22 protein-coding genes, 1 tRNA gene and 1 other RNA gene are annotated in these 23,555 nt (G+C 61.7%); 17 read left to right on the forward strand and 7 right to left on the reverse strand.

Going from position 1 to position 23,555, the window contains the following annotated elements; all coding sequences use genetic code 11:
* The first annotated feature begins 95 nt into the window (after nucleotides 1-95).
* From rpsA to lapB, 4 genes are all read left to right on the forward strand, one after another.
* On the forward strand, nucleotides 96-1,775 hold the full coding sequence (rpsA, locus tag C41B8_RS15955) for a 30S ribosomal protein S1 (protein ID WP_037340433.1): 1,680 nt from the start codon (nucleotides 96-98) through the stop codon (nucleotides 1,773-1,775).
* 258 nt (nucleotides 1,776-2,033) lie between these two features.
* Nucleotides 2,034-2,321, forward strand: coding sequence for an integration host factor subunit beta (locus tag C41B8_RS15960; RefSeq protein ID WP_037340435.1), 288 nt, complete (start codon nucleotides 2,034-2,036; stop codon nucleotides 2,319-2,321).
* A gap of 112 nt (nucleotides 2,322-2,433) precedes the next feature.
* Nucleotides 2,434-2,724, forward strand: coding sequence for a lipopolysaccharide assembly protein LapA domain-containing protein (locus tag C41B8_RS15965; RefSeq protein ID WP_037340437.1), 291 nt, complete (start codon nucleotides 2,434-2,436; stop codon nucleotides 2,722-2,724).
* Nucleotides 2,717-3,904 (forward strand): lipopolysaccharide assembly protein LapB, encoded by a 1,188-nt coding sequence (gene lapB, locus C41B8_RS15970; protein WP_051883672.1) that lies wholly within the window; start codon nucleotides 2,717-2,719, stop codon nucleotides 3,902-3,904. Before C41B8_RS15965 ends, lapB begins: the two co-directional genes overlap by 8 nt.
* A 149-nt stretch (nucleotides 3,905-4,053) precedes the next feature.
* Here the strand turns inward: lapB and C41B8_RS15975 are convergent, their stop codons facing one another.
* Nucleotides 4,054-5,565: a M48 family metalloprotease gene (locus C41B8_RS15975; protein WP_051883673.1), complete on the reverse strand. Its 1,512-nt coding sequence runs from the start codon at nucleotides 5,563-5,565 to the stop codon at nucleotides 4,054-4,056.
* A 275-nt stretch (nucleotides 5,566-5,840) separates the two neighbouring features.
* Between C41B8_RS15975 and C41B8_RS15980 the strand changes: the two genes are divergently transcribed.
* Nucleotides 5,841-6,923 (forward strand): AI-2E family transporter, encoded by a 1,083-nt coding sequence (locus C41B8_RS15980; RefSeq protein ID WP_037340439.1) that lies wholly within the window; start codon nucleotides 5,841-5,843, stop codon nucleotides 6,921-6,923.
* A gap of 221 nt (nucleotides 6,924-7,144) precedes the next feature.
* Here C41B8_RS15980 and C41B8_RS15985 read toward each other — a convergent pair whose 3' ends face one another.
* The 3 genes from C41B8_RS15985 to C41B8_RS15995 all read right to left on the reverse strand — a co-directional run bounded on the left by C41B8_RS15985 (nucleotide 7,145) and on the right by C41B8_RS15995 (nucleotide 9,779).
* A complete protein-coding gene (locus tag C41B8_RS15985) occupies nucleotides 7,145-8,563 on the reverse strand; it encodes a PhoH family protein (RefSeq protein ID WP_037340441.1) in 1,419 nt (472 codons plus the stop codon).
* Nucleotides 8,564-8,603: 40 nt separating this feature from the next.
* Nucleotides 8,604-9,074 (reverse strand): peroxiredoxin, encoded by a 471-nt coding sequence (locus C41B8_RS15990; protein ID WP_037340443.1) that lies wholly within the window; start codon nucleotides 9,072-9,074, stop codon nucleotides 8,604-8,606.
* A gap of 165 nt (nucleotides 9,075-9,239) precedes the next feature.
* Nucleotides 9,240-9,779, reverse strand: coding sequence for a glycine cleavage system transcriptional repressor (locus C41B8_RS15995; protein ID WP_037340445.1), 540 nt, complete (start codon nucleotides 9,777-9,779; stop codon nucleotides 9,240-9,242).
* A 103-nt stretch (nucleotides 9,780-9,882) separates the two neighbouring features.
* Here C41B8_RS15995 and dapA point away from each other — a divergent pair, with 103 nt between their 5' ends.
* The 11 genes from dapA to recR all read left to right on the forward strand — a co-directional run bounded on the left by dapA (nucleotide 9,883) and on the right by recR (nucleotide 19,902).
* The gene (gene dapA / locus C41B8_RS16000; RefSeq protein ID WP_232226099.1) at nucleotides 9,883-10,773 is read left to right on the forward strand and encodes a 4-hydroxy-tetrahydrodipicolinate synthase; all 891 of its coding nucleotides are present in this window, start codon (nucleotides 9,883-9,885) and stop codon (nucleotides 10,771-10,773) included.
* A gap of 181 nt (nucleotides 10,774-10,954) precedes the next feature.
* Complete coding sequence (locus C41B8_RS20520; protein WP_051883674.1) at nucleotides 10,955-11,263, forward strand: hypothetical protein; 309 nt, start codon at nucleotides 10,955-10,957, stop codon at nucleotides 11,261-11,263.
* Complete coding sequence (locus C41B8_RS16010) at nucleotides 11,232-11,981, forward strand: hypothetical protein (RefSeq protein WP_232226098.1); 750 nt, start codon at nucleotides 11,232-11,234, stop codon at nucleotides 11,979-11,981. The genes C41B8_RS20520 and C41B8_RS16010 overlap by 32 nt, the downstream gene beginning before the upstream one ends.
* Before the next feature lie 89 nt (nucleotides 11,982-12,070).
* A complete protein-coding gene (locus tag C41B8_RS20205; RefSeq protein ID WP_084189134.1) occupies nucleotides 12,071-12,832 on the forward strand; it encodes a capsule biosynthesis GfcC family protein in 762 nt (253 codons plus the stop codon).
* Entirely contained in the window at nucleotides 12,825-14,972 is a 2,148-nt protein-coding gene (locus C41B8_RS16020) for a YjbH domain-containing protein (protein ID WP_051883675.1), read from the forward strand. Before C41B8_RS20205 ends, C41B8_RS16020 begins: the two co-directional genes overlap by 8 nt.
* A gap of 68 nt (nucleotides 14,973-15,040) precedes the next feature.
* Nucleotides 15,041-15,376, forward strand: coding sequence for a hypothetical protein (locus C41B8_RS16025; RefSeq protein ID WP_156962568.1), 336 nt, complete (start codon nucleotides 15,041-15,043; stop codon nucleotides 15,374-15,376).
* Nucleotides 15,377-16,153: 777 nt separating this feature from the next.
* Nucleotides 16,154-16,244: transfer RNA gene (locus C41B8_RS16030), tRNA-Ser, on the forward strand.
* A gap of 53 nt (nucleotides 16,245-16,297) precedes the next feature.
* An RNA gene (gene ffs / locus C41B8_RS20210) (signal recognition particle sRNA small type) lies at nucleotides 16,298-16,394 on the forward strand.
* A gap of 210 nt (nucleotides 16,395-16,604) precedes the next feature.
* The gene (gene dnaX / locus C41B8_RS16035; protein WP_037340453.1) at nucleotides 16,605-18,887 is read left to right on the forward strand and encodes a DNA polymerase III subunit gamma/tau; all 2,283 of its coding nucleotides are present in this window, start codon (nucleotides 16,605-16,607) and stop codon (nucleotides 18,885-18,887) included.
* Nucleotides 18,884-19,207 carry a YbaB/EbfC family nucleoid-associated protein gene (locus C41B8_RS16040; RefSeq protein WP_037340463.1) on the forward strand — a complete coding sequence of 108 codons (324 nt, stop codon included), beginning with the start codon at nucleotides 18,884-18,886 and terminating at the stop codon, nucleotides 19,205-19,207. The genes dnaX and C41B8_RS16040 overlap by 4 nt, the downstream gene beginning before the upstream one ends.
* A 98-nt stretch (nucleotides 19,208-19,305) precedes the next feature.
* Nucleotides 19,306-19,902, forward strand: coding sequence for a recombination mediator RecR (gene recR, locus C41B8_RS16045; RefSeq protein WP_037340465.1), 597 nt, complete (start codon nucleotides 19,306-19,308; stop codon nucleotides 19,900-19,902).
* Nucleotides 19,903-20,476: 574 nt separating this feature from the next.
* Here recR and C41B8_RS16050 read toward each other — a convergent pair.
* Both C41B8_RS16050 and C41B8_RS16055 read right to left on the reverse strand, forming a co-directional pair.
* Nucleotides 20,477-20,974, reverse strand: a complete 498-nt coding sequence (locus C41B8_RS16050; protein WP_037340468.1) for an REP-associated tyrosine transposase — start codon at nucleotides 20,972-20,974, stop codon at nucleotides 20,477-20,479.
* Between the two features lie 573 nt (nucleotides 20,975-21,547).
* Nucleotides 21,548-21,880, reverse strand: coding sequence for a 4a-hydroxytetrahydrobiopterin dehydratase (locus C41B8_RS16055; RefSeq protein ID WP_037340471.1), 333 nt, complete (start codon nucleotides 21,878-21,880; stop codon nucleotides 21,548-21,550).
* A gap of 124 nt (nucleotides 21,881-22,004) precedes the next feature.
* Between C41B8_RS16055 and orn the strand changes: the two genes are divergently transcribed.
* Complete coding sequence (orn, locus tag C41B8_RS16060) at nucleotides 22,005-22,550, forward strand: oligoribonuclease (RefSeq protein WP_037340474.1); 546 nt, start codon at nucleotides 22,005-22,007, stop codon at nucleotides 22,548-22,550.
* Between the two features lie 562 nt (nucleotides 22,551-23,112).
* On the opposite strand, the gene C41B8_RS16065 is transcribed toward orn, so the two are convergent.
* Nucleotides 23,113-23,555, reverse strand: a 443-nt coding sequence (locus C41B8_RS16065; RefSeq protein ID WP_198025250.1) for an FAD-binding domain-containing protein, incomplete at its 5' end; no start/stop codon positions are given.

Genomic DNA, 23,555 nt, shown 5'->3' on the forward strand with positions numbered 1-23,555 from the left:
GGGTCCGTTCGTGGTGCAATGCCGCGGGCGGTGTTTTTGTCTTTATCAACAACGGATGGCGTCGACAGCTGGACGCCGCAGGATTTTCCCCACTCATGTCTGAAAGTTTCGCCGAACTATTCGAGCAAAGTCTGCAGGGTCGCACCATGCAGCCCGGTTCCCTCATCAATGCCGAGGTGCTGGAAGTAAAGAACGATGTCGTGATCGTCGATGCGGGCCTCAAGTCCGAAGGCGTGATCCCGATCGATGAATTCTACGACGAGAACGGCGAACTGACCGTTGGCGAAGGCGACAAGGTCGAAGTCGCGCTGGAAGCCGTCGAAGACGGTTTCGGCGCCACGCGTCTGTCGAAGGAAAAGGCCCAGCGCATCCGCACCTGGGACTTCCTTACCGAAGCCTACGAAAACGGCGAATCCGTCGTCGGTCATATTTCGGGCAAGGTCAAGGGCGGTTACACCGTCGACGTGGGCAACATCCGTGCGTTCCTGCCTGGCTCGCTGGTCGACGTCCGTCCGGTGCGCGACACGACGTACCTCGAGGGCAAGCCGCTCGAGTTCCGTGTCATCAAGCTCGATCGTCTGCGCAACAACGTGGTCGTTTCGCGTCGCGACGTGCTCAAGGAAGAGTACAGCGAAGAGCGCAAGCAGCTGCTCGACACGCTGCAGGAAGGCATTGTCCTCAAGGGCATCGTCAAGAACCTGGTCGACTACGGCGCGTTCGTGGACCTGGGCGGCATCGACGGCTTGCTGCACATCACCGACATGTCCTGGAAGCGGATCAAGGATCCGTCGGACGTCGTTTCGGTGGGCGAGGAAGTCGAAGTCAAGGTGCTCAAGTTCGATCGCGAGCGCACCCGTGTCTCGCTCGGCCTGAAGCAGCTGGGTGACGATCCGTGGGTCGATATCGCCCGTCGCTATCCCGAGCACACCCGTCTGTTCGGCAACGTCACCAACATCACCGACTACGGTGCCTTCGTCGAGATCGAGGAAGGCGTGGAAGGTCTGGTGCACGTGTCCGAAATGGACTGGACCAACAAGAACGTCAACCCGAACCAGGTGGTCTCGGTCGGTGACGAGGTCGAGGTCATGGTGCTTGAGATCGACGAAGAACGTCGTCGTATCTCGCTGGGCATGAAACAGTGCCAGTCGAACCCGTGGGAAGATTTCGCCGCGCAGCATGCGCGCAACGACGTCGTCTCCGGCCAGATCAAGTCGATCACCGACTTCGGCATCTTCGTGGGCCTGCCGGGCAACATCGACGGTTTGGTGCATCTGTCGGACCTGTCGTGGAACGAGCCGGGCGAGGAAGTCGTCCGCAACTATTCCAAGGGCGACGAGGTCGAGGCCGTGGTGCTGGCCATCGATGCCGACCGCGAGCGCATCTCGCTGGGTATCAAGCAGCTGGCGCAGGACCCGATGGGTTCGTTCGTGGCCGATCACCCGAAGGGCAGTATCGTCTCCGGCACGATCGCTTCGGTCGACGCGCGCGGCGCGACGGTCGATCTGGGCAACGATGTCACCGGTTACATCCGCGCGTCGGATATTTCCCGCGAGCGCGTCGAGGATGCGCGTAGCGTGCTGTCCGAGGGCGAAGCGGTCGAAGCGCGCTTTGTCGGCGTGGACCGTCGCAACCGCTCCATCAGCCTGTCGATTCGTGCCAAGGAAGAAAAGGACGAGCAGCAGGCGATGCGCGATTACGCGGATACCGATGCCTCGACCGGCACGACCAGCCTTGGCGATCTCCTGAAGGAGCAGATGGCCGACCGCGACAACTAGACACGCCAAGGCCTTTCATACGAACCCGCGTCGCGGTGCCCCGAGGGGCGCCCACGCGGGTTTCGTATGTCCGGCGGAAGTGTCTGGATCAAAAAAAGAACACGGGGTGCTTGCGTGCGCCCCGTGTTTTACATAGCCTTAAAGTGTTGCTGCAAGACACTTAACACTGCGGGGCACCCGCGGCAGAGCGGCAACTTGTGGGGCGGGCCGCGTTGGCGGCACGTTATTGGGGGACGGCGTTTCTAGGGAGAGCGCTGGATGACTAAATCCGAGTTGATCGAACGTCTGGTGGATCGCCAGGCGCACATGACCCAACGCGATGTGGAACTGGCGGTCAAGCTGTTGCTTGATAACGTCATCAGTGAGTTGGCCGACGGCGGTCGCGTGGAAATTCGCGGCTTCGGCAGTTTCTCGGTCCATCATCGACCGGCACGACGCGGCCGCAACCCCAAGACCGGGGAAGCGGTGGATATTCCGCGCAAATTCGTGCCGCATTTCAAGCCGGGCAAGGAGTTGCGAGAGCGCGTGAACAATCACGGCTCGTAACGAATTGGCGGCACGGTTCCTCGCCGATGGTCAACCTGGCATGCGCTCGCTAGACTAGGCCTGCTAGGTCGCCTTCGAGCGACCGCGCGCGTCGACCCGAACGAGGAATCTCATGCTGCGTCTCATCCGAAATCTGATCGTCATTCTTGCCGTATTCATCGGCCTGGCCTTCGGATTCTTCAATTACGGTGCCACACCGGTCGATCTGCTGTGGACCAAGACTGAGGCGCCGCTGTCCGTGCTGTTGGGTCTGTCTTTCCTGCTGGGCCTGATCATCGCGTTCGTATTGTGCGGCCTGCGTATGGCCAGGCTACGAGCCCGGTTGTCCAGCACGCGGCGACAGCTCAAGGACGCAGAAGCGGAAATCTCGAATCTGCGGAGCATGCCTATCCACGATGCTTGATAGCCTTCTCGCGCTGCTCGTCCTGCTGCCGGCTGCGGCCGGCTCGGGATGGTGGGCGCGAGGGCGGTCAGAGCGCCGTCGGCGGGCCGAGTACGGGCGCAAGCCTTCGCCGGTCCATGCGGATTATCTTCGCGGCATTCGCTATCTCGTCAACGAAGAGGCCGACCGCGCAATCGAGACGTTCATTCGGGTACTGGACGTCGACGACGAGACCGCCGAGACGCATCTAGCTCTCGGCAATCTTTTTCGGCGCCAGGGCGATATCGATCGCGCGTTGCGGCTGCACCAGAATCTCGTCGCCCGCCCGAACCTGGCATCCACGCATCGCAATCAGGCGCGCTATGAACTCGCCTGCGATTATCTCAAGGCCGGCGTGCTTGATCGGGCCGAGGGTTTGTTCGTCGAACTGCTCGATCAACAGGAATTCGCCGAACGCTGCCTCAATGGCCTGATCGCCATCCACGAAAAAGTGCGCGACTGGGATCAGGCGATTGTCGCGACCCAGCATCTGGAGCGCGTGCGTGGCGCGTCGTTACGCCCGATTGTCGCGCAGTATTATTGCGAATTGGCCGAGCAGTCGGCCGCTGAGGGCGACGACGACAAGGCGGCCCGACACCTCAAGGCGGCGCGCCAGGCGTATCGTGAATGCGCTCGCATCAGCTTGATTGCAGGCCGGGTCGCCGAGCGCAACCGCGAGTACCGCAGCGCGATCCGCGCCTATCGCGAGGTGCTCGCGCAGGACGTGGCGTTTGCGACCGAGATCCTCGAGCCCATGCGTCGTTGTTTCGACGCGAGCGACGACGCGATCGGTTACGTCGATTTCCTGCAGGCCTTCATGGTCGAGGTAGACGGCGCGGCGGGGCACGTGGCGTATGCCAGACATCTGCAGCGGGTCGGGCGACTCGATGAGGCGATCGCACATCTGTCGCGCTATCTGCAGTCGGAGGCGAGCTGGATCGGCTTCTATCACTTGCTGGAGCTCGCCTCGGCGGATCCGCGCAGCAGCCTGACCGGCCCGCTCGATAGCCTGCGCCAGTCGCTCGCGCGCATTATCGACCAGGAACCGACCTATCGCTGCGGCCATTGCGGCTTTTCCAGTCGCTATCTGCACTGGCAGTGCCCGAGCTGCCGACAATGGAACACGATGGTGCCGCGGCGGGATATCCGGCCGGGCGAATGAGTTCGCGCGGCGCGACAGGTGGCGCTGCGGCTTTTGCTGACGCAGGACGATCGGCCGCGCCTGGCCGGGTACACGCTAAGACCAGCGCAGACCCCGCCATCCTATTGGAATAGGCTCTTAGCCACGCGCGGGGGCGGTAGCCCCAAGGGCTAGTAGTCGTTGCCCTGGGCCACGCCGCGGCGACATTGGGCCTGCGACCAGGCGCGGTGGCAGGCGGTGACCATCTGATCGCGCAGCGCGCGCAGGCGCGAGCGGTCGTAAGCACTCAGTTTGGCGGTCTGCAGGGCCGTGCGCAGTTGGTTGATGGCCTGCGGATAGTCGTCGAGCATCGCGAAATAGCGCGCCTGCCGATAATACGCTTCACCCAGATTGTTCTGTTGGCCGGCGCCGCGTGCCAGCAGTTGCTGGGCGGCCGGATAGGTGTCGAGCACGTCGGGCTGGGACAACAGATAATTGCGCATGGCGGCCGGTTTGTTTTCGTCCTCGAGATTTTGCGCATAGCGCAGTTTCAGCGCGCCGCTGTGCGGGAACTGTTTGAGGGCGGCCGATAGGATGGTGTCCGCGCGGGCGTTGTCGCCGGCCCGGGCCAGCACGTCGGCGAGCCCCATATGCCAGGCCAGGATATCGGGGTGGGCCTTGAGACCGGCCTGCATCAGGGCGATGGCGTGCTTGTCCTGGCTCAGCCGGCTGAGGGCGAGCGCGTAGCCGTAATTATCCGCGGGGATCGGGTGATCGCCCTGCAGCTTGCCCCGGAAATAATCCCGGACGTCGTCGGCGCTTTGCGCCTCGAGTATGCGCGCACGGGCCCGCATGTACGGGTACTCCGGGTTGGTGTGTACCTTGACGTTCGGATAATCGGCGGCGCGTGCATTGGCTTCCGCGATACGTGTCGAGGTCACCGGATGGCTGAGCAGAATCTGGGGGGGCTGTTGCCCGTACAGGTCGCTCTGGCGTTCGAGCGTGCCGAAAAAGCGCGCCATGGCATGCGGGTCGTAGCCCGACCGTGCCAGGTCGCGGATGCCCACACGGTCCGCTTCGAACTCGTTGGCCCGGGTATAGCTGAGTTGTTGCATGCCCAGATGCGACATGCCGCCGAGAATGGCCGCCGTTGCCGCGTCACCGCCGCCGCCGGCCTGCGCACCGGCGATCGCAGCCACGATCGCGGTGGCCAGTGTGGCGATGGTATCGCCGCGGCTTTCTACCATTTGACGGGCGATGTGGCGCTGCGTGACGTGAGCGATTTCATGCGCCATGACGCTGGCGAGCTCGCTTTCCGACTTGGTCGCGGTGATCAGTCCGGAGTTGACGCCGATATAGCCGCCGGGCAGGGCGAAGGCGTTGATCTCGTCGGTATCGATGACGTAGAAATGAAAATCCTTCGCCGGCCGGTCGGTGTGGCTGGCCAGCCGCCGTCCGACGCTGTTGAGGTATTCCGACAGCTCCGGGTCTTCGATGATCTGGTTCTGGCTGCGCAGTTGCGCGACGACCTGCGCGCCGAGGCGTTTTTCCTCGGTCGGTGTCATGGCCGTATCGGCCGGCTGACCCAGGTCAGGCAGGTTGTAGTCGCCATCGCTGTCGCCCGCGGCGCCGGCCGGTCCGGCAACGGCGCTCGTGCTGGCCAGCAGGATCATGCCGGCGATCGCGGCCCTGGATATGCGCATGGTATGCAAGATCGATCGAACCCTCGAGTCGTTAGATGCAGAGTAGCGTGTTTGGTTCGTCGGGTTAACCGAGGCCCGTCCGTGCGGCCGATGCAGGAGGGCGCGGCGGATACCCGAACGAGTCGAGCGCCGGGTTTCGTGCGGCAACTCAGCGCCGTTTGGCGCGGCGGCGTGACACAACCGGCGACGCCGCCGACCGACAGGCGTGCATAGTTCGCTCGCAGCGCCTACGATAGCCCGCTGACGCCACGCACGCCACGACAAGAGCGGCCTTCATGAACGTGTTTCGCGCCTGGTTCGCCCGGCAGTTCTCGGACCCCCAGTTGGTCTCGCTCATCCTGATGCTCATCGGCGGGCTGGTGTTGGTGCTGTTCGTCGGGCAGCTCGTCGCACCCGTCCTCGCGGCGCTTGTGCTGGCCTATCTGCTGGATACGCCGGTTCTGTGGCTGACTCGCGTGCATGTCCCGCGAACGCTCGGCGCGGCGTTGGTCTCCGTGGCGCTGCTATTGGGCGTAGTGTGGGTGAGTTTCGCGCTCATGCCGTTGCTGACCCGCCAGGCGGGCCAGATCCTGCAGGAGCTACCCGATCTCGTGCACAGTGTGCAGCAATGGATCACCGGCCTGCCGGCGCGGTATCCCTCGCTAATCACCCCGGAACAGATGGACGCATTGGTCGGCAGCATGTCGATCGACGTCGGCTCGCTGCGCAAGGCAGTGCTCAGTCGTTCGTTGATGGTGGGTGCCAGCCTGTTCTATCTCGCGGTCTATCTGGTGCTGGTCCCGCTCATGGTGTTCTTCATGCTGCGCGACAAAAAGCAGTTGCTGGCTTGGTTCGCGCGGTTCGTGCCACGTAACGGCGCGCTGCTGCGCCAGGTGTGGAGTGACGTCAACGTTCAGCTCGGCAACTATGTGCGCGGCAAGGCCCTGGAAATCGTCATCGTCTGGATCGCCGCCTACATCGTGTTCTGGTCGCTGGGGCTCGACTACGCGATGCTGTTGTCGGTACTGGTGGGGTTTTCGGTGCTTGTGCCCTATGTCGGCGCGTTCGGCATGACGGTGCCGGTGATGCTGGTGGCCTACGCCCAATGGGGCATGCATCCGCAGACGGTGTGGGTGTTGATTGCCTATACCATCCTGCAGATGCTGGATGGCAACCTGCTGGTACCGATTCTGTTCTCCGAGGCGGTCAACCTGCATCCGGTTGCGATTATCACCGCGGTTCTGTTCTTTGGCGGTATCTGGGGATTCTGGGGCGTATTCTTCGCAATTCCCCTGGCTACGGTGGTCCATTCGGTGCTCAAGGCATGGCCGCGGAGTAGTCATGCGTCCGACATCGGGCCAAGCGAATCCGGCAAATAACGCGGCGATTGACGCTTCGGAATAGCGTTCGGGTAGTCGTCCGCCCGCGCTGCCGCTCGAACAAGAGTGGGCCGCCGGCGTCGGCCGCGAACCAGGTTATCGCGAGCATGCCGTCGTCCTAAGGGACCTTGTGCGCGTACAGGCCCGGCCGTGGATCGGGCCAGGCTCGCAGCGCTCGGTGCGAGCGCCTGGCGGCGATTGTACCGAGGCTCAGCCGGCGCCTACAGGCAATCCGACGCATAGTGCGCCAATCGCGAGCGTTCACCCTGGGCGAGTGTCACATGGCCGGCATGGCGCCAGTTACGGAAACTGTCGACGACGCGTGTGAGCCCGGAGCTGGTTTCGGTCAGATAGGGCGTATCGATCTGGGCGAGATTGCCGAGGCAAACGAACTTGGTCCCCGGGCCGGCGCGGGTGATCAGCGTCTTCATCTGTTTCGGCGTCAGGTTCTGTGCTTCGTCGAGGATGACGAACCGCTCGAGGAACGTACGCCCGCGCATGAAGTTCACCGAGCGGATCTTGATGCGGTTGGACAGCAGCTCGTTGGTGGCCGCGCGTTCCCACTCGGAGGCCGTGCCGCTATTGCCGGTCAGCACTTCGAGGTTATCCATGAGCGCGCCCATCCAGGGCGTCATCTTCTCTTCCTCGGTGCCCGGCAGAAAGCCGATGTCGTCGCCGACGGGTACGGTGACGCGGGTCATGATGATTTCGCGATAGCGCGATTCGTCGAGTGTCTGCGCCAGCGCCGCCGCGAGCGTCAGCAGCGTCTTGCCGGTGCCGGCCGCCCCCAGCAGGGTGACGATGTCGATCTCCGGATCCATCAACAGGTTGAGCGCGAAGTTCTGCTCGCGGTTGCGTGCATGCACGCCCCAGACATGGCGCTTGCCCTCGCGGAAATCGTCGGCCATCTCGAGCAGCGCCGTATCACCCTCGATATCCCGGGTGATCAGCTCGACATCGTTCGGCCGGCTGAAATGCAGCAACTCGTTGACGTGCCAGTCGGCGACATCCTCGCCGCTGACCTTGTAAAAGGTCTGGCCCATGTCCTGCCAGGATTCCATGTCGTCGGCATGGCGCTCCCAGAAATCGTTGGGCAGCGTGGCATGCCCGGTATAGAGCAGGTCGAGATCTTCGAGGACCTTGTCGTTGAAATAATCCTCGGCCTCAATGCCGATCACGGACGCCTTGATCCGCAGGTTGATGTCCTTGGACACCACGACGATTTCTGACTGGCCGAACACTCGGCGCAGCGCCAGGGCGCTCAACAGGATCGAGTTGTCGGCCTTGCTGCCCGGCAGCATGGTCGGGAGCTCGCCTTCGGGCGGCCGGGTTTCGAAGAACAGGCGGCCGCTAGCTTCCGGCGCGTCGCGACCGTTGCCACGGTTGCCCGCGGAGGCGGCCCGCTGGTCGAGACTGATCCCGCGCTCGATGTCCTCGTGGGTCTGCCCGGCGATCAGTTCGTCAAGAAAACGGCTGACCTGACGGACGTTGCGGGCGACTTCCGACACCCCCTTCTTTCCGCCGTCGAGCTCTTCGAGTACGACCATCGGGATGAATACATCGTGTTCCTGAAATCGGAACAGCGCGGTGGGGTCGTGCATGAGCACGTTGGTATCCAGAACGAAAACCCGTCGGGCCATTGGAGATCGCTACCGCATGGTGGTGGAAGGCGACAGGGGGCTAGTCGAGCGCGCGCACCGCGGCCAGCACCTCGTCGGCATGATCGGCGACCTTGACGCCTCGCCAGACGTGTCGAACGACGCCATTGCCGTCGATCACGAACGTGCTGCGCTCGATGCCGATATGCGTTCGACCGTACATGTTCTTTTCCTTGAGCACACCATAAGCGTTGCAGAGGCTTTCATCGGCGTCGCTGATCAGGTCGAACGGGAACTCGTACTTGCTGCGGAAGTTGTCATGCTTGCGCAGCGAATCGCGCGATACGCCGACGATCTCCGCGCCAGCGGCCCGAAACTGATCGTACAGATCGCGAAACGCTTCGCCTTCCTGCGTGCAGCCGGGGGTGTTGTCGCGCGGGTAGAAATACAACACCAGGGTCTGGCCGGCGAAATCCGCGAGGCTCAGCGTCTTGTCTCCGGTCGCCGGGGCGTTGAAATCCGGGGCTTTGTCTTCGGGGCTGATGGTGCTCATGAAGTCATTCCGTGCTGATGGGTGGCCGCGGCCATTATGGGCCGCACGCGCCGGGCTTGGTCCGGCGATAGTGCCGCGTTTGCTCGGAGGCGAAAATATCGTCCATGCATGTTGTTGGGTCCGCAGGGCCCGGAGTCGTCGCGACGGTTGCGCGCAAGACCCGGATCAGGTTTTGATCGGGTCCAGCAGACCGTCGGCGTGCAGGTCGTCACAGACGTCCATGAACGCATCGCGCAGCGTCTGCGGGTGCTGGTTGACCGGAACATGCAGCGACAGATGAACGGTGCACATGTCGGCGCCGGTCATGCCGGATTGATACGCCTGTACGCTGGCTTCCTGCACGGAGACATCCTGCTCCGTGAAAAAGCTCATCAATTCCGCCAATAGACGCGGCTGCTGGGGTGCGACCACTTCGGCGGCGTACGGTCGAAAGTCACGGGCCGGCTCGGCCGGCTCAGTATGTTCGAACTGGATTGCCAGCCCCAGATGATCGGCGAGGCCGGGTAGCGCGCTTTCCATCTTGCCCATGGCGCTCCAGTTGCCCGCCAGCAGCAGCGCTGCGGAGAAATGGTCGCCAAGCGGCGTGATGCGGCATTCCAGAATCTCGCAGCCGCGGCGGCCGATGGCCCGAATGAGATCGTGCGCCAGCTTGTCCCGGCTGGCGCCTAGGGCGACGAGCGACAGATATTTCTTGATTTCGGGCATGCGGGTCTCGTATCGCGAATCGGGACATTCAAAAGCCGGGTATGTTAGCACCAACAAGCCGGTTACAATTCCGGCTTCCCACGCGTGAGGAGACATTGTGGCTATGGATATGCAAGCGCTCGGCGGGAGCATGGTGGCGATCGTGACGCCGATGCATGCCGATGGCAGCGTCGACTGGGAATCGCTCGAACGGCTCATCAACTGGCATATCGAGCAGGGCACCCACGGCATCGTATCGGTCGGGACGACCGGTGAATCGGCAACGCTCGGATTTCGCGAGCACGATGAGGTCATCGAACGCACGGTCGAGATCGTCGACAAGCGCATCCCGGTGATCGCGGGTACCGGCGGCAACGCGACCGACGAGGCCATCCGTTTGACGCGTCATGCGAAACGCGTCGGCGCCGATGCTTCGCTGCTTGTGTGCCCGTACTACAACAAGCCGAGCCAGGAAGGTCTGTATCGGCATTTCCATGCCATCGCAATGGCCGTGGATATTCCGCAGATTCTGTATAACGTGCCGAGTCGTACCGGCGTCGACATGCTTCCGGAGACGGTGGCGCGCCTGTCCGCGATCGACAACATCGTGGCGCTCAAGGAAGCGAAGGGCTCGATCGAGCGCATTCACGAGCTGATCGAGTATGTCGGCGACGACATGCACATCTACTCCGGCGACGACGGCACGGCGATGGAATCGATGCTGGTCGGCGGCAAGGGCAACATATCGGTCGTGGCCAACGTGGTTCCGAACCTGATGAGCCGGATGTGCACGGCGGCGATCGCCGGCCAGCGTGAGGAAGCCGAGCGCCTCGATGCCGAAATGGCACCGCTGCACTCGGCGCTGTTCTTCGAAGCCAACCCGATCCCGGTGAAGTGGGCGCTCCAGGAAATGGGTTGGATCGAGCCGGGTATCCGTCTGCCGCTGACGCCGCTCGCCGAGCATTTCCAGGACAGCGTCCGGGATGCCCTGAAACAAGTCGTCGGCGAATACTAAATCAGTTGCACAAGCCTGCGGGATATATGGTAAAAATACGCACGGAAGATCGAGTTGATCTTCCGCTACGGCCTGTGTCTGGGGGTTTAGGGGACCGACTCTTGCAGTGTTGACCACTAAGTCGTAGTATTGAAAACGGTTTATCCAGAGTAGTCTCCGCTACTACACGGGAGTAGATGACATGAAAAAGTTTTTGGCTGGTATCAGCATCGCAATGCTTGCCGCTTCGCCTCTCGCGTTCGCGCAGAACGGCGCTAGCGGGGACGGTCAGTTGCAGTCCGGCGGCGCTGCCGGCGCGGATCACTCGCAGGAACTGGCCTATGGTGCCATGGCTGCGGCGGGTGCCGCCGCTGCGATCGGCGCTTCCCTGGCCGTCGCCTCGGGTGGCAACAACAAGAACGTGAACATCGGCGGTACCGGCGGTACCGGCACCGGTGGTACGGGTACGGGCGGCACCGGTGGTACCGGCGCTGGCGGTACCGGCAGCTAAGCCTGTCGCGACATTGCTGGTGTTTTCACGAACTCCAGCGCCAAGAATGGGCCGCTCTCGGGCGGCCCATTTTTTTGGCCTGTTGTTAGGCGTCGGTGTCCTGGCGCTCAGCGGTTGCAGCTCTTCGGGGAACCCATTGCTGGCGACGTTGGGTAGCTTTGTCCCGGGTCAGCATGGCGACCTATCCGGTCGTGCCAAAAAAATTCCCTATGCCTCGATCGAGCTCACCTACGGGCGCGGGGGCGGTTTGCTCGTGCTTTCGGAAGAAAAGGACGGTTTAACGTTCTGGCAGACCGCGCGCGACGAAGTGGTCGTGCTTCGCGACGGATTTCCGCAATCGATCTCCGGGATTACACCGCGGCTGGAAATGAGCAATGCGACCAACGCACAAGGCGATGCGGTCGCGCTAGCGTCTCTGGGCGATCACGAGCAGTTTGTGGTCGAACGTGCCTGGGTCGACAAAAAGGGCCGGCACCACGCGGGAAGGGCACAAGCGGATTGGTCGTGCCAGTCGCAAACCGTCTCGGTCAAACTGCCATTGACCACGCGTGATCTGCACCGATGTGTGGAAACGTTAGATTGGGCCAAGGGTGGCGATACTCGATCGGTATACTGGCGCGATGATCAGGGGCATGTCTGGAAAGCGGACGTGGTCGCTTGGCCGGGGGCGCCGAAGCTCAACTGGCGAGTGGCTCGTCCGTGGTGGCCGCTGGGCTGACTTTCACAATCCTAAACCGTCAATTACGGCCGGCGGGTGTGCATCGACGATGATCGATGGCATGACAGGGGAAGGCCGACGAATCGAGAATGGCTAACATGTGGCGAAAATCATGGGCCGCCGCCATATTGTGCGCAGCGCCTTTTACGGTCTTGCAGGCGCAGCCGGCATCGACCGGGCAGAAAACATCGCTAATCGACGCCTGGTTGGCCATGCCGAACGTCGGGCAGGTCGCATGGCCCTATGCTTTCATAACCGCCGATAGCACTGACGAAAGCCAGAAAGCCCGTCGTTCTGACCTTTTTGATCAATTCGATCAGCTCAAGTGGCGCCTCGGCGAGCGCGGTTACACTAGATTGGTCAAAACGGTTACGCAGTGGAAGTCGGAGCTATCGAAGACCCGACATTATCGACAGCCCGGTGATTGGTCTCCTGCGTGGTTGTTATCGCATCCGCATGAACGCCCGCCTGTGGCACGTGTCGCCTCGCTAGGCTATTGCCATACACCCGATACGGTGCAGGTTTGGGACGAGGCCGGCGTTCATCAAGTAGCGTGGCGGCCCGGATTAAGGCTTTCGGATCTACTTGATGAGGATTCCGCGTTGAAAGGGGGGGGCACCGACGAGGTGGCTGTCATATCCCCGCGTGGCCATGTCGACCACTATGGTGTGGCCGCATGGAATTATGCCGATACCGATCTGCTGCCTGGTACACGCGTCGTAGGCGCGATTGATCTCAAGGGCGCCGTGTTTCCGTGGATGCGCGATGAGATCGCGGGGCTACTAGCCCATACGCCGTCGGGTGCGGCGTGTCGTAGTTTTCCGTTGAGTCAAGGGGCGAATAATGGTTGAGCCTGCCAAATACCGACGTCGGCGGCTGGCCCAATTCGCAGCATTTTCGTGCGTCGTAATTTTGCCGTGGATGGTGCGGTCTGGTGTGGCCGCGGAAAAAACCGGTCGACTACCGGTGTTTCAAACAGATTACGGCGGCGTGGGGTTGCTGGAAACGCCGACCGCACGGCATGCCGAAGAAGGCGAGTTTTCTTTTAGCTTCAGTCATATCAAGCCATATACGAACTACGCATTCAGTTTTCAGCCGTTTACGTGGATGCAGGCAGGGTTTCGTTACACATCGATTTCTACCCACCGGTATGGATCGGTCGCGCCGAATCGCAATTATTTGGATAAAGGTGTGGATCTGAAGCTCACCCCGATTCGAGAAAGCCGATATATACCCGAGATGTCGATCGGGTTTAGGGATCTGGGCGGCACCGGCTTGTTCAGTAGCGAATATCTTGTAGCCAATAAGCGGTGGTATGACCTTGATTTCAGCCTCGGCTTAGCATGGGGATATCTTGGTAATCGCGGTGACTTTCGAAACCCGCTCGGCCTGATCAGCAGCAGGTTTGATCATCGGGTCGGCGCGAGTGGCGGGGGTGGAAAATTCAACTTCAAATCGTGGTTTACCGGTCGCCCCTCGGTGTTTGGCGGCATTCAATACACCACGCCTTGGCGTCCGCTCACGCTTCAGGTCGAGTACGACGGGAACGATTACAAACATCAGCCGTTGGGCGATAGCTTTAAGCAGAAGTTGCCGGTCAATTTCGGTGCGCGTCTGCGGCTGAATGACAACGTGACGCTCTCGGCAGCATACGAGCGCGGCACAACGGTAATGCTGGGTGCGACACTGTCGCTTAACTTGGCGCATCTAACGCAGCCGAAGTCCGATCCGGCGCCTGTGGTGCCCAAAAACACGGACGACAACCATCCGAAGTCGTGGTCGAAAGTCGCGGACAAGCTGAGCAGTAACGCTGGCATCAACGTGACACGCATTTCCAAGAAAGATCACACGCTGGTCGTCGATGGCGTCCCCAACAAGTACCGCTACATGGGGCAGGCGGAGCTACGGGGCGACCGCATTCTCCACAACGCCGCCAGCGCGGATATCGATTCGTTCGAATATCGCTGGGAGGGCGGGGGCTTCTTCCTGCGCGACGACAAGTTGCCGCGCAAACCGCTGCCGTCCAACCCGTTGCTGGTCAGCCCGGCAAGTCCGTTCTCGGATCTGGATTATCGACGCGGCATCATTTCTTCGGGCATCGACAAAGCGGACGCTGATGCAAAGCCTGGGCAGACGCTTTACGAAAAGTCACGTCGTGGATTTTCCTATGACGTCGGGCCGGGGCTTAATTACAACTACGGTGGCCCGGATGGTCTGCTGTTCCAAGTCCTGGCTCGTGCCGGGCTGCAGTATCGAACAGACCAGCACGGATGGGCCAGCGCTTCGCTCGGCTACTCATTGTTCGACAACCTCAGCCACGCGAACTACTTGGCGCCGACGCAGTTGCCGCGCGTTCGTAGTGACGTCGTCTCTTATCTGAAGCATACGAGCCTCGGCCTCTATAATCTCCAGTACACGCGGACGGCTCGTTTGTCCGACAATGTGTTCGGCATGGCCTATGCCGGCTTGCTCGAGCAGATGTACGGGGGTGTCGGCGGGGAAGTGCTGTATCGACCGTTTGATAGCAACGTCGCCTTTGGGGTCGATGTGAACTGGGTGAAAAAGCGCGGCTACGATACGCAGCTCGACTTCCAGAAATACTCCACCGTGGAAGGTCACGCGACGGCGTATATCAAGACCGGCATCGACAACATTCTCGCCCGGATCAGCGTGGGGCGTTACCTCGCCAAGGATTACGGGACAACGATTGACCTGTCGAAGACGTTCGACTCCGGCGTGACATTGGGCGCGTATGCGGTCTTTACGTCGGCGGGCAACAAGTACGGTGAGGGTAGTTTCAACAAGGGCATATACCTGACCATGCCCCTTGATATCTTCTTCACCAAGTCGTCTCGTGATTACGTCACCGCGCATTACACGCCGCTTACGCGTGATGGCGGTGCGTCGCTCAACAGAGCATATTCGCTTTATTCGCTGACCGGAACGCGAGACCTGAATCGCTACTGGGACGGCTTCAAGAAAGGCAACTGACGCAGGGCGGGCGTGCTCATCGCGAGCCTCGCCCTGTGCGACACTGTGAGGCTTTCAAGGAAAGCGCAATGAACAACAACATCGACAAGGACACGGCAAGGCCTATGAGTCGACGGATGATGGAAGGTGGCGTCCTCCTCGTTTTGGCAGCGGTTCTGGGCGGCTGTGCTGGCACGCCGAGCTGCCTGAAGACCCCGCGCTATGCGAATGCTAAGGAGTTTCCGAAGCTGAAAGCACCCGCCGGGTTGACGGTGCCGAAGCCGGACGCCGACTGGAAGATTCCGAGCGTTCCCAACGGTCCCGTGGCAGCCTACGACACGGCTCCTCAGGGTACGAACGCCAGCAATCCGCAGGCCCGCTGTCTGACTACGCCGCCGCCAATCAATACGCACAGCGCGGGCTGATCGACTCGAACGCCGTAGCGTCTGGTCGATCACTGGGCGATACCGCGCGCAGGGATGCATGCGCGGCTGTTCGAGTCTGATCGAGTCAGGTACAATCCGCGCCCGTTTCGAATGCAGTAAAAACAACAAGGATAGGCGTCCCCAAGAAAGCGACTATCAGTTACAATTTGCAGCCGTTTTGAAGGAGAGGTGTCCGAGCGGTCGAAGGAGCACGCCTGGAAAGCGTGTGTGCGCCAAGTCGTAGACGAGGCCCGTACCGAGGGTTCGACCAGCTTGCACAGCAAGCTGACGCGAGCGCGTTAGCGCGAGTCCGGAGGATAAAAATCGCCACAAGTGATTTTTACAATCCCAGCACTGCTGGGATCGCGAATAAGCGAAGCTTGTGAGTTCGGAGGATAAAAATCGCCACAAGCGATTTTTACAATCCCTCCCTCTCCGGTCGCCCGCAAGGGCGACGTATCAGTTACAATCTGCAGCCGTTTTGAAGGAGAGGTGTCCGAGCGGTCGAAGGAGCACGCCTGGAAAGCGTGTGTGCGGTAACCCCGTACCGAGGGTTCGACCAGCTTGCACAGCAAGCTGACGCGAGTGCGTCAGCGCGAGTCCGGAGGATAAAAATCGCCACGAGCGATTTTTACAATCCCAGCATTGCTGGGATCGCGAATAAGCGGAGCTTGTGAGTCCGGAGGATAAAAATCGCCACGAGCGATTTTTACAATCCCTCCCTCTCCGGTCGCCCGCAAGGGCGACGTATCAGTTACAATCTGCAGCCGTTTTGAAGGAGAGGTGTCCGAGCGGTCGAAGGAGCACGCCTGGAAAGCGTGTGTGCGGTAACCCCGTACCGAGGGTTCGAATCCCTCCCTCTCCGCCAATCAGGCGTTCTCGGATAATGTCCCGAAACGCCCGTTTTGCAATGGTGGCCCACGTCGGTGCCCCCGCGACGATAAGCCGTTAACCCCGTCAGGCCCGGAAGGGAGCAGCGGTAGCGGCGGACTCGGGCGCCGGGGTGTCGCTGGCGTGGGCCGCCACCTTTTAAGCGTCAAGCGCGGGCTCTCGCCCCGAAATGAAAGGCGCCGGCGCCATGCTGAATCAGCGCCAGCATCGAGGCCGACGCCCAGCTTGAAACGTCCGGGCCACGCCGCGATAGTTGGGGAGATAAGTCGCATTTGTTCCGGAAGGTTCGCCTCATGACGCAAGCGCCGCATCGCCTCTTTCTGGGAACTCGCGTAGCATGAGCTTTCAAGCGCTTGCGAGAACCTGGCGCCCTCGTCGATTCGATCAAATGGTCGGCCAAGAGCACGTGGTCCGCGCGCTCACGCATGCTCTGGACAGTGACAAGCTGCATCATGCCTTACTGTTTTCGGGCACGCGCGGGGTCGGCAAGACCACGCTCGCACGGATCATCGCCAAATGCCTGAATTGCGAACACGGCGTCAGCGCGTCGCCATGCATTGGCGAGGACGCCTGTGCGACCTGCCGCGAAATCGATGAAGGCCGTTATGTCGACCTGATTGAGGTGGACGCGGCCTCGCGGACCGGCGTGGACGACACCCGTGAACTGATGGACAACGTGCAGTACGCGCCCACGCGTGGCCGTACCAAGGTGTACCTCATCGACGAGGTGCACATGCTCACGAAGCACTCCTTCAACGCGCTGCTGAAAACACTCGAAGAGCCGCCGCCCCGGGTTCAATTTCTGCTCGCGACGACCGAACCGGAAAAGATCCCGGTCACGATTCTGTCGCGCTGCCTGCAGTTCCCCCTCAAACGGCTTTCGGCCGCCCGTATTGCTGATCGGCTGCGTCATATCGTCGAGGCGGAAGCGCTCTCGGCTGACGACGAGGCCTTGAGCGAGCTGGCACGCGGCGCGGATGGCAGCATGCGCGACGGGTTGTCGCTGCTCGATCAGGCCGTCGCATTCGGCGGCGGGCATCTGGACGTCGAAGGCGTGCGCGACATGCTCGGCACGATCGGCGAAGCGCGTGTGGCCGAGCTGGTCGACGCAGTCATCGACGCGCGAGCGACCGATGCGCTGATCGCGTTGGAGTCGTTGTATGCGCAGGGTATCGACATGCGCTACCTGCTCGAGGCGATGGCCACCGCCTGGCAGCACATCGCGACGGTCCAGGTGGTCGGGGAAGCCATTGACGACGACAGCGCGCGATGGCTTGCGTCCTCGGCGCGTTTAGATCCGCGCGCCACGCAGCTTTTTTACGATATTACGCTGACCGGAATTCGCGACCTGCCCAATGCGCCGGATCCGTTGATTGGTGTCAAGATGGCGGTGCTGCGCATGTTGGCGTTCGCACCCTCGCATAACGAGATCGCGCCGGCCGACGCGACGCCCTCTGAATCGGCCGCTGCCGGCACCCCGAGCGAGCCAGCACACCAAACGGCCCCCGCCGATCGAAAGCAAAGCGCGCGTGAGGCCATGGCTCGGGCCCGAGAACAGCTTCAGGGCAAAAAGAGTTCGCCGGCCTCAACTCAGGCGCCGAGTGCGACCGCATCACGCCCCCTCGAGCAGGCCTCGAGCCAGCCGCCAGAGCAAGCGGCGCCGCAACCCGACGCGCAGGCGCGACAGGTCGACAATTCGGAGATTTTGCCCGCCGTGCCGGACTCCGAGTCCTCCCGCTTTGCGCCCGCAGCGCCCGATACGGAGACAACGTTGCCGAGCTCGGCGCCGGCAGCGACCATGCCGCCCGCAGAGCCCGCAGAGCCCGCAGAGCCCGCAGAGCCCGCAGAGCCCGCAGAGCCCGCAGAGCCCGCAGAGCCCGCAGAGCCCGAGTCGACTACGGCACAGGACAACACGACGTCTGCGGCGCCTCATCTTGAGGCCCGGTTGGATGAAGGAGCACCGCCGGAGACGCCCGCTGCGCCCGCAGCTCATGAAATGTACGAGGCGCCCGAGCCGGAGGTTAAGGCCGAACAGCCCGTGACCGGGACCACTTCCGGCCCCCAAACCTCCACAGAGCTGCAAGCGGCCCTGCACGCCAGCCAGATCGACGGGGCGGGCACCGAAGCGGAGAGCGACCTGCGCTCGCCCATGGACGGCGTGTCGTCGCCCGGCGGGTTCGACTTTTCTTCCACACGGGACCATCCGGAAGACTGGCACGCATTGGTGCCGCGGCTCGAGATCCGCGGTTTCGCGGCCCAGCTTGCAAACAACGGGATCTGCCGGCATCTGGATAACGAGCTGATCGAGCTGGAAGTGGCGCGAGCCAATGCGTTTCTGGCCACCGACGATGCGCGCGAGCGATTGCAGGCCGCGCTGGCCGACGCCTGGGGCGCCGGCGCGCCGCCGCAGCTCAAGATCCACGTGGTCGACGAGGTGCATGACACGCCCGCCAAGCGAATCGAGGCAGATGCCGAAAAGCGCCAGCAAGACGCGGTTGCATCCATCGAAAACGACCCGATTATCCAACAACTACGCAGCCAGCTCGGTGCCCGGCTGCGTCCAGAAACAATCAAACCCCATCGCTCACCGGGCGCGATGCAGCAAAGAGACGAGTCATGAAAGGTTCCATCGGCAAAATCATGCAGCAGGCCCAGGCCATGCAGGGCAAGATGCAGGAAGCCCAGAAAGAGCTGGCGCAGATGGAAATCACGGGCGAAGCCGGCGCCGGCCTGGTCAAGGTCGTGATGACCGGCAAGCACGAAGTCAAGAAGGTCAATATCGATCCGTCCGTGCTCGAGGAAGACCCGGAATTCCTGGAAGATCTAGTGGCGGCCGCCATCAACGACGCGGTTCAGCATGTCGAGACCGCCAGCAAGGAAAAGATGTCGGAAATGACCGGCGGCATGGATCTGCCCGAAGGCATGAATTTCCCGTTCTAAACGGCTGGCCCGTGTCCGGCCGACGGCTGGCGGACGCAGGTGTCATTCGGTGGCCCGAGCGCTGTAGCACCGGGCCATAACGTCGCAATCCTCACACTATGGCTTTTTCTCCAGCGCTTTCTCGTCTGATCGACGCATTTCGCATACTCCCCGGCGTCGGCGCAAAGAGCGCGCAGCGGATGGCTTTTCATCTGCTACAGAACGAGCGCGAGGGCGGGGTGTATCTGGCGGAATCGATTCAAACCGCTGTGGCCTCGATTCGACATTGCCGCGAATGCCGGATGTTCGCCGAAGCAGAACTTTGCGAAATCTGTCGCAATGAGCAACGCGACGCCAGCCGCGTCTGCGTGGTCGAGAGCCCCGCGGATGTCATGGCCATCGAACAGAACACGAACTTTCAAGGCCGTTATTTCGTGCTCATGGGTCATCTATCGCCCATCGACGGCATCGGGCCCGAGCAGCTGGGCCTGGACGTGTTGCGCGAGCGACTCGCGAGTGGCCCGGTCGAGGAGCTGATTCTCGCCGTTGGGGCGACCGTCGAAGGCGAGGCAACCGCACAGTACATCGCCGAGCTCGCACGCCAGAACGACGCCAGCGTTACGCGCATTGCGCACGGCGTACCGGTCGGCGGAGAGCTCGAATACGTCGACGCTGGAACGCTCAGCCAAGCCTTCTCGGGGCGTCGTCCGCTGTAAACGCCAACAACGGCCAACAAGCAAACAACGCCAGCACCGAGTAGGTCGGATTAGCGCAGCGTAATCCGACAGGCGCGGGATGCCGCTGTCATCGGCGTAAAGGCTTCTCGGCACGGTCCATATCTGCCAAACCGTCCCGCAACCACGTCACGCGCTATGGCCGTCGAACGGCGCGGGCCCGTTCTCGTTGTCGGCTTACGGCCGCTGGCCTAAGCCGACCTACCGAAGCGAAAGAGTCGGGTAGGTCGGATTAGCGCAGCGTAATCCGACAGGTGCGGGATGCCGCTGTCATCGGCATACAGGCTTCTCGGCACGGTCCCCATCTGCCAAACCGTCCTGCACCCACGTCACGCGCAATGGCCGTCGAACGGCGCGGGCCTGTTCTCGTTGTCGGCTTACGGCCGCTGGCCTAAGCCGACCTACCAATAGCGCAAAGATCGGGTAGGTCGGATTAGCGCAGCGTAATCCGACATCGCGGAACGCCACCGGTTATCAAACGCAGAAGCGAGATCTGCGGGAATCTCTCAAAACCACTCGACGCGCTACAGCCTAGTGAACGACGTGATAGCAGCACTTACTCCCGGCCGATATCGACGGGTAACGCAGGCGCCACTATGCCCCAATCGGGCGGATAGAGCCCCGCCTGCACACAGCGGCCGAAGCTCGAATGCGGCCAATCCGCCACGCGCTCGACGTACCCGTGGCGTACCGGGTTGTAATGGATGTAATCGAGGTGATGAGCATAGTCGGTAGCGTCGCGTATCTGATGTTCCCAGAACCGCGGTTGCCAGCACGGCAGGGCGATGCCGGCCCGTTTGCTGAATGCGGTTTTGATCAGACGCCACCGAAGCGAAAAATCGGCGTCGTCCGCGGGGAGCGTCCACACGCAATGCAAGTGATCCGGGAGAATCACCACCGCGTCGATGGTGAACGGATATCGAGAGCGCACACGACGAAATGCGTCGCGCAATGCGGCGATTGGTTTCGACTCCGTCAGAAACGCCCGCCGTCGCGCGGTGACCACGGTAAAGAAATAGCAGCCGCCATCTTGATACGCGCGCCGATAGCGCATGGCACCGCCTCGCGACTATTGGTCGATCACCGCAAGCGTAATCCGACAAGAAATGGCACGCCAGTCATACCGATTGGCCGCGTTGGGTTGCCCGGCCGGAGTCGCGGCGTCTTTTCTGGTTTGCAGGCGTCGCAGAATGCCCGAGGCGATTCTAATTGTCGGCTTACGGCCGTTGGCCTAAGCCGACCTACAAAAGCAGACAAAGGCCAAGTAGGTCGGATTAGCGCAGCGTAATCCGACATGTCACGGGCGTCGTCCCACTAGGCCGATGCGCACAATTAAGCCGCAAGGGCGGCATGTCGCCACCTTCCGCATACAGGCTATCGGCACGGTCTACATCTGGCAAAACGTCCCGCAACCGCGTCATGTGTTTTTAGGCTATATGGGGCGTCGGCCGGCGCGGGACCGTTCTCGTTGTCGGCTTACGGCCGTTGGCCTAAGCCGACCTACCAAGAGACAAAAGGGAAAGTAGGTCGGATTAGCGCAGCGTAATCCGACATATCAGAGGTGTAGCCCCAACAAGCCGACTGACGCGCTTGAGCGCAAGCCGGCTTCCCCCTCCGATCGAGATGTTTAATCCACCAGCCGATCGATTTTGGCCGCGCTGATGAAGTCGTTGTCGGACAAGCCGCCAATCGCGTGTGTCGTCAATTCGATGCGACAGCTGTTGTAGCCGAAAGTAATATCCGGGTGGTGATCTTCGCGGTGCGCGATGTATGCCACGGCGTTCACGAACGCCTGGGTTTCGTAATAGTTCTTAAACTTGAACGTGCCGACAATCTTTTCGTCGTCCGCGCTCTGCCAGTGCTCGCTGAGCTGTTGCATGCGCTCGGTCACGGCGCGACCGGCCATCGGTTGGGTGCCGCCCTCGCACGGGGCGCATTTCTGATCGGCAAGCGAACTCATGGTTGGACTCGGTTGCGAACTGTTCGCCCTCACGATAACACCGGCCGTCGCGGCGACGAACCCGTGGGTGGTCGTAGACGGACGGCTCGCGCACAATGAATTATTTAAGAACCAAGAAGAGCCCATGAGCTACGCCGAAGATAACCTGATCTGGATCGATCTCGAGATGACCGGTCTGGATCCCGAAGCCGACCGCATCATCGAGATCGCCACGCTCGTGACCGATGCCAATCTGCATGTTCTGGCCGAGGGGCCGGTGCTGGCCGTGCGCCAGAGCGAGAACCGCCTGCAGGGCATGGATCAGTGGAATACACGCCAGCACAACGCCTCCGGCCTGGTCGAACGAGTGCGGGCGTCGACCGTCGACGAAGACGAAGCTCAGCGCCGCACCATCAAGTTTTTGTCCGGTTACGTCCCGGCGCGACGCTCGCCCATGTGTGGCAACAGCATCTGCCAGGATCGGCGCTTTCTGGCGCGGTACATGCCGGAGCTGGAAGCGTATTTCCATTATCGGCACATCGATGTGAGCACACTCAAGGAGCTGGCACGTCGCTGGGCGCCGGAAGTCGCGGGCGGTTTCTCGAAGGATTCGAGCCACCTCGCCATGGACGATATCCGCGACTCGATCGAGGAACTGTCCTACTACCGGGATACTTTGCTAAAGGTCTGAATCCAATAACGAACGCGGCAGCGTTCGCCTAAGGTCTAACCGCCGCTATGTTGACCCTCGTGGGTGCGGGGCGTAAAACCGATAGCACGCGCTGAGGGCAAGTGTTGAATTCGACTGATTAGGCGCCGTTCGCGCGGTCTCTCGGAGGGGACGGAGAAGAACAAGGTTACGACACGGCGACAAGGGATCCCGGCAGCCGCAGCTTCAGAGCTGCACGAAAAATAATACGGGAACGCCAACTCAGGACCCCATCGCGGGGTCCTTTTTTATGGGAATTGTCGACGCCTGCGCTGTCCCGATCACTACGGGTTCTTAGAGCCTATGCCAATAGGACGGCGTGCACTGCGGCGCCCGCTCGGGCGGCAGGGGTAGTAAGGGGCGACGCAGTGTGGTGGCACCACACAAGGCGCCTCTGACACCGCTCCGGGGCCCGATCGGACGCCCCGAAGGGCTGGCCTGAGCGCGCACCCGGCGGTGTTGCGGCCTCCTGACTTGGAATAACCACGCGGCGTCGGCCGCGCCTAGCCGGGTACACGCCCAGACCAGCGCAGACCCCGCCATCCTATTGGAACAGGCTCTTAATCTGATCGAACGCTTCCAGAGCGTCCTTGCGAGAGGCCTTCAAATCGACGATCGGATGTGGATAGCTGCGCCCCAGCACGACGCCGGCGTCTTCGAGTACATGCAGCGGTGCGGCCCAGGGCTCGTGGATATGCTGATCGGGCAGCCCGGACAGTTCGGGCACCCAGTGTCGGACATAAACGCCGTCGGCATCGAATCGTTGTCCTTGTCTTGCCGGATTGAAGATTCGAAAGAACGGCGCGGCGTCGGCGCCGCAGCCGGCGGCCCATTGCCAGCCCAGCGTGTTGTTGGCCAAATCCGCGTCCACGAGCGTGTCCCAGAACCACCGCTCGCCGTGCTGCCACGCGATCCGCAGATTCTTGGTGTTACCGCCGATGTAAAAATGACCCCCTGACGCCGACATAATTTTGCCCCCCCCCTGGG

Origin of the sequence: Salinisphaera hydrothermalis C41B8, assembly GCF_000732535.1 — a bacterium.
In the GTDB taxonomy this organism is placed as follows: domain Bacteria; phylum Pseudomonadota; class Gammaproteobacteria; order Nevskiales; family Salinisphaeraceae; genus Salinisphaera; species Salinisphaera hydrothermalis.

Bases quoted from the DNA above. Each gene is read 5' to 3' on its own strand.
- C41B8_RS16055 (WP_037340471.1), bottom strand. From the start codon at position 21,880: ATGAGTTCGCTTGCCGATCAGAAATGCGCCCCGTGCGAGGGCGGCACC.
- C41B8_RS15975 (WP_051883673.1), bottom strand. From the start codon at position 5,565: ATGCGCATATCCAGGGCCGCGATCGCCGGCATGATCCTGCTGGCCAGC.
- C41B8_RS15990 (WP_037340443.1), bottom strand. From the start codon at position 9,074: ATGAGCACCATCAGCCCCGAAGACAAAGCCCCGGATTTCAACGCCCCG.
- C41B8_RS15985 (WP_037340441.1), bottom strand. From the start codon at position 8,563: ATGGCCCGACGGGTTTTCGTTCTGGATACCAACGTGCTCATGCACGAC.
- C41B8_RS20520 (WP_051883674.1), top strand. From the start codon at position 10,955: ATGAAAAAGTTTTTGGCTGGTATCAGCATCGCAATGCTTGCCGCTTCG.
- C41B8_RS16020 (WP_051883675.1), top strand. From the start codon at position 12,825: ATGGTTGAGCCTGCCAAATACCGACGTCGGCGGCTGGCCCAATTCGCA.
- C41B8_RS15980 (WP_037340439.1), top strand. From the start codon at position 5,841: ATGAACGTGTTTCGCGCCTGGTTCGCCCGGCAGTTCTCGGACCCCCAG.
- C41B8_RS15960 (WP_037340435.1), top strand. From the start codon at position 2,034: ATGACTAAATCCGAGTTGATCGAACGTCTGGTGGATCGCCAGGCGCAC.
- C41B8_RS16040 (WP_037340463.1), top strand. From the start codon at position 18,884: ATGAAAGGTTCCATCGGCAAAATCATGCAGCAGGCCCAGGCCATGCAG.
- C41B8_RS16025 (WP_156962568.1), top strand. From the start codon at position 15,041: ATGAACAACAACATCGACAAGGACACGGCAAGGCCTATGAGTCGACGG.
- C41B8_RS16050 (WP_037340468.1), bottom strand. From the start codon at position 20,974: ATGCGCTATCGGCGCGCGTATCAAGATGGCGGCTGCTATTTCTTTACC.
- dapA (WP_232226099.1), top strand. From the start codon at position 9,883: ATGGATATGCAAGCGCTCGGCGGGAGCATGGTGGCGATCGTGACGCCG.
- C41B8_RS20205 (WP_084189134.1), top strand. From the start codon at position 12,071: ATGGCTAACATGTGGCGAAAATCATGGGCCGCCGCCATATTGTGCGCA.
- lapB (WP_051883672.1), top strand. From the start codon at position 2,717: ATGCTTGATAGCCTTCTCGCGCTGCTCGTCCTGCTGCCGGCTGCGGCC.
- orn (WP_037340474.1), top strand. From the start codon at position 22,005: ATGAGCTACGCCGAAGATAACCTGATCTGGATCGATCTCGAGATGACC.
- rpsA (WP_037340433.1), top strand. From the start codon at position 96: ATGTCTGAAAGTTTCGCCGAACTATTCGAGCAAAGTCTGCAGGGTCGC.
- dnaX (WP_037340453.1), top strand. From the start codon at position 16,605: ATGAGCTTTCAAGCGCTTGCGAGAACCTGGCGCCCTCGTCGATTCGAT.
- recR (WP_037340465.1), top strand. From the start codon at position 19,306: ATGGCTTTTTCTCCAGCGCTTTCTCGTCTGATCGACGCATTTCGCATA.
- C41B8_RS15995 (WP_037340445.1), bottom strand. From the start codon at position 9,779: ATGCCCGAAATCAAGAAATATCTGTCGCTCGTCGCCCTAGGCGCCAGC.
- C41B8_RS15965 (WP_037340437.1), top strand. From the start codon at position 2,434: ATGCTGCGTCTCATCCGAAATCTGATCGTCATTCTTGCCGTATTCATC.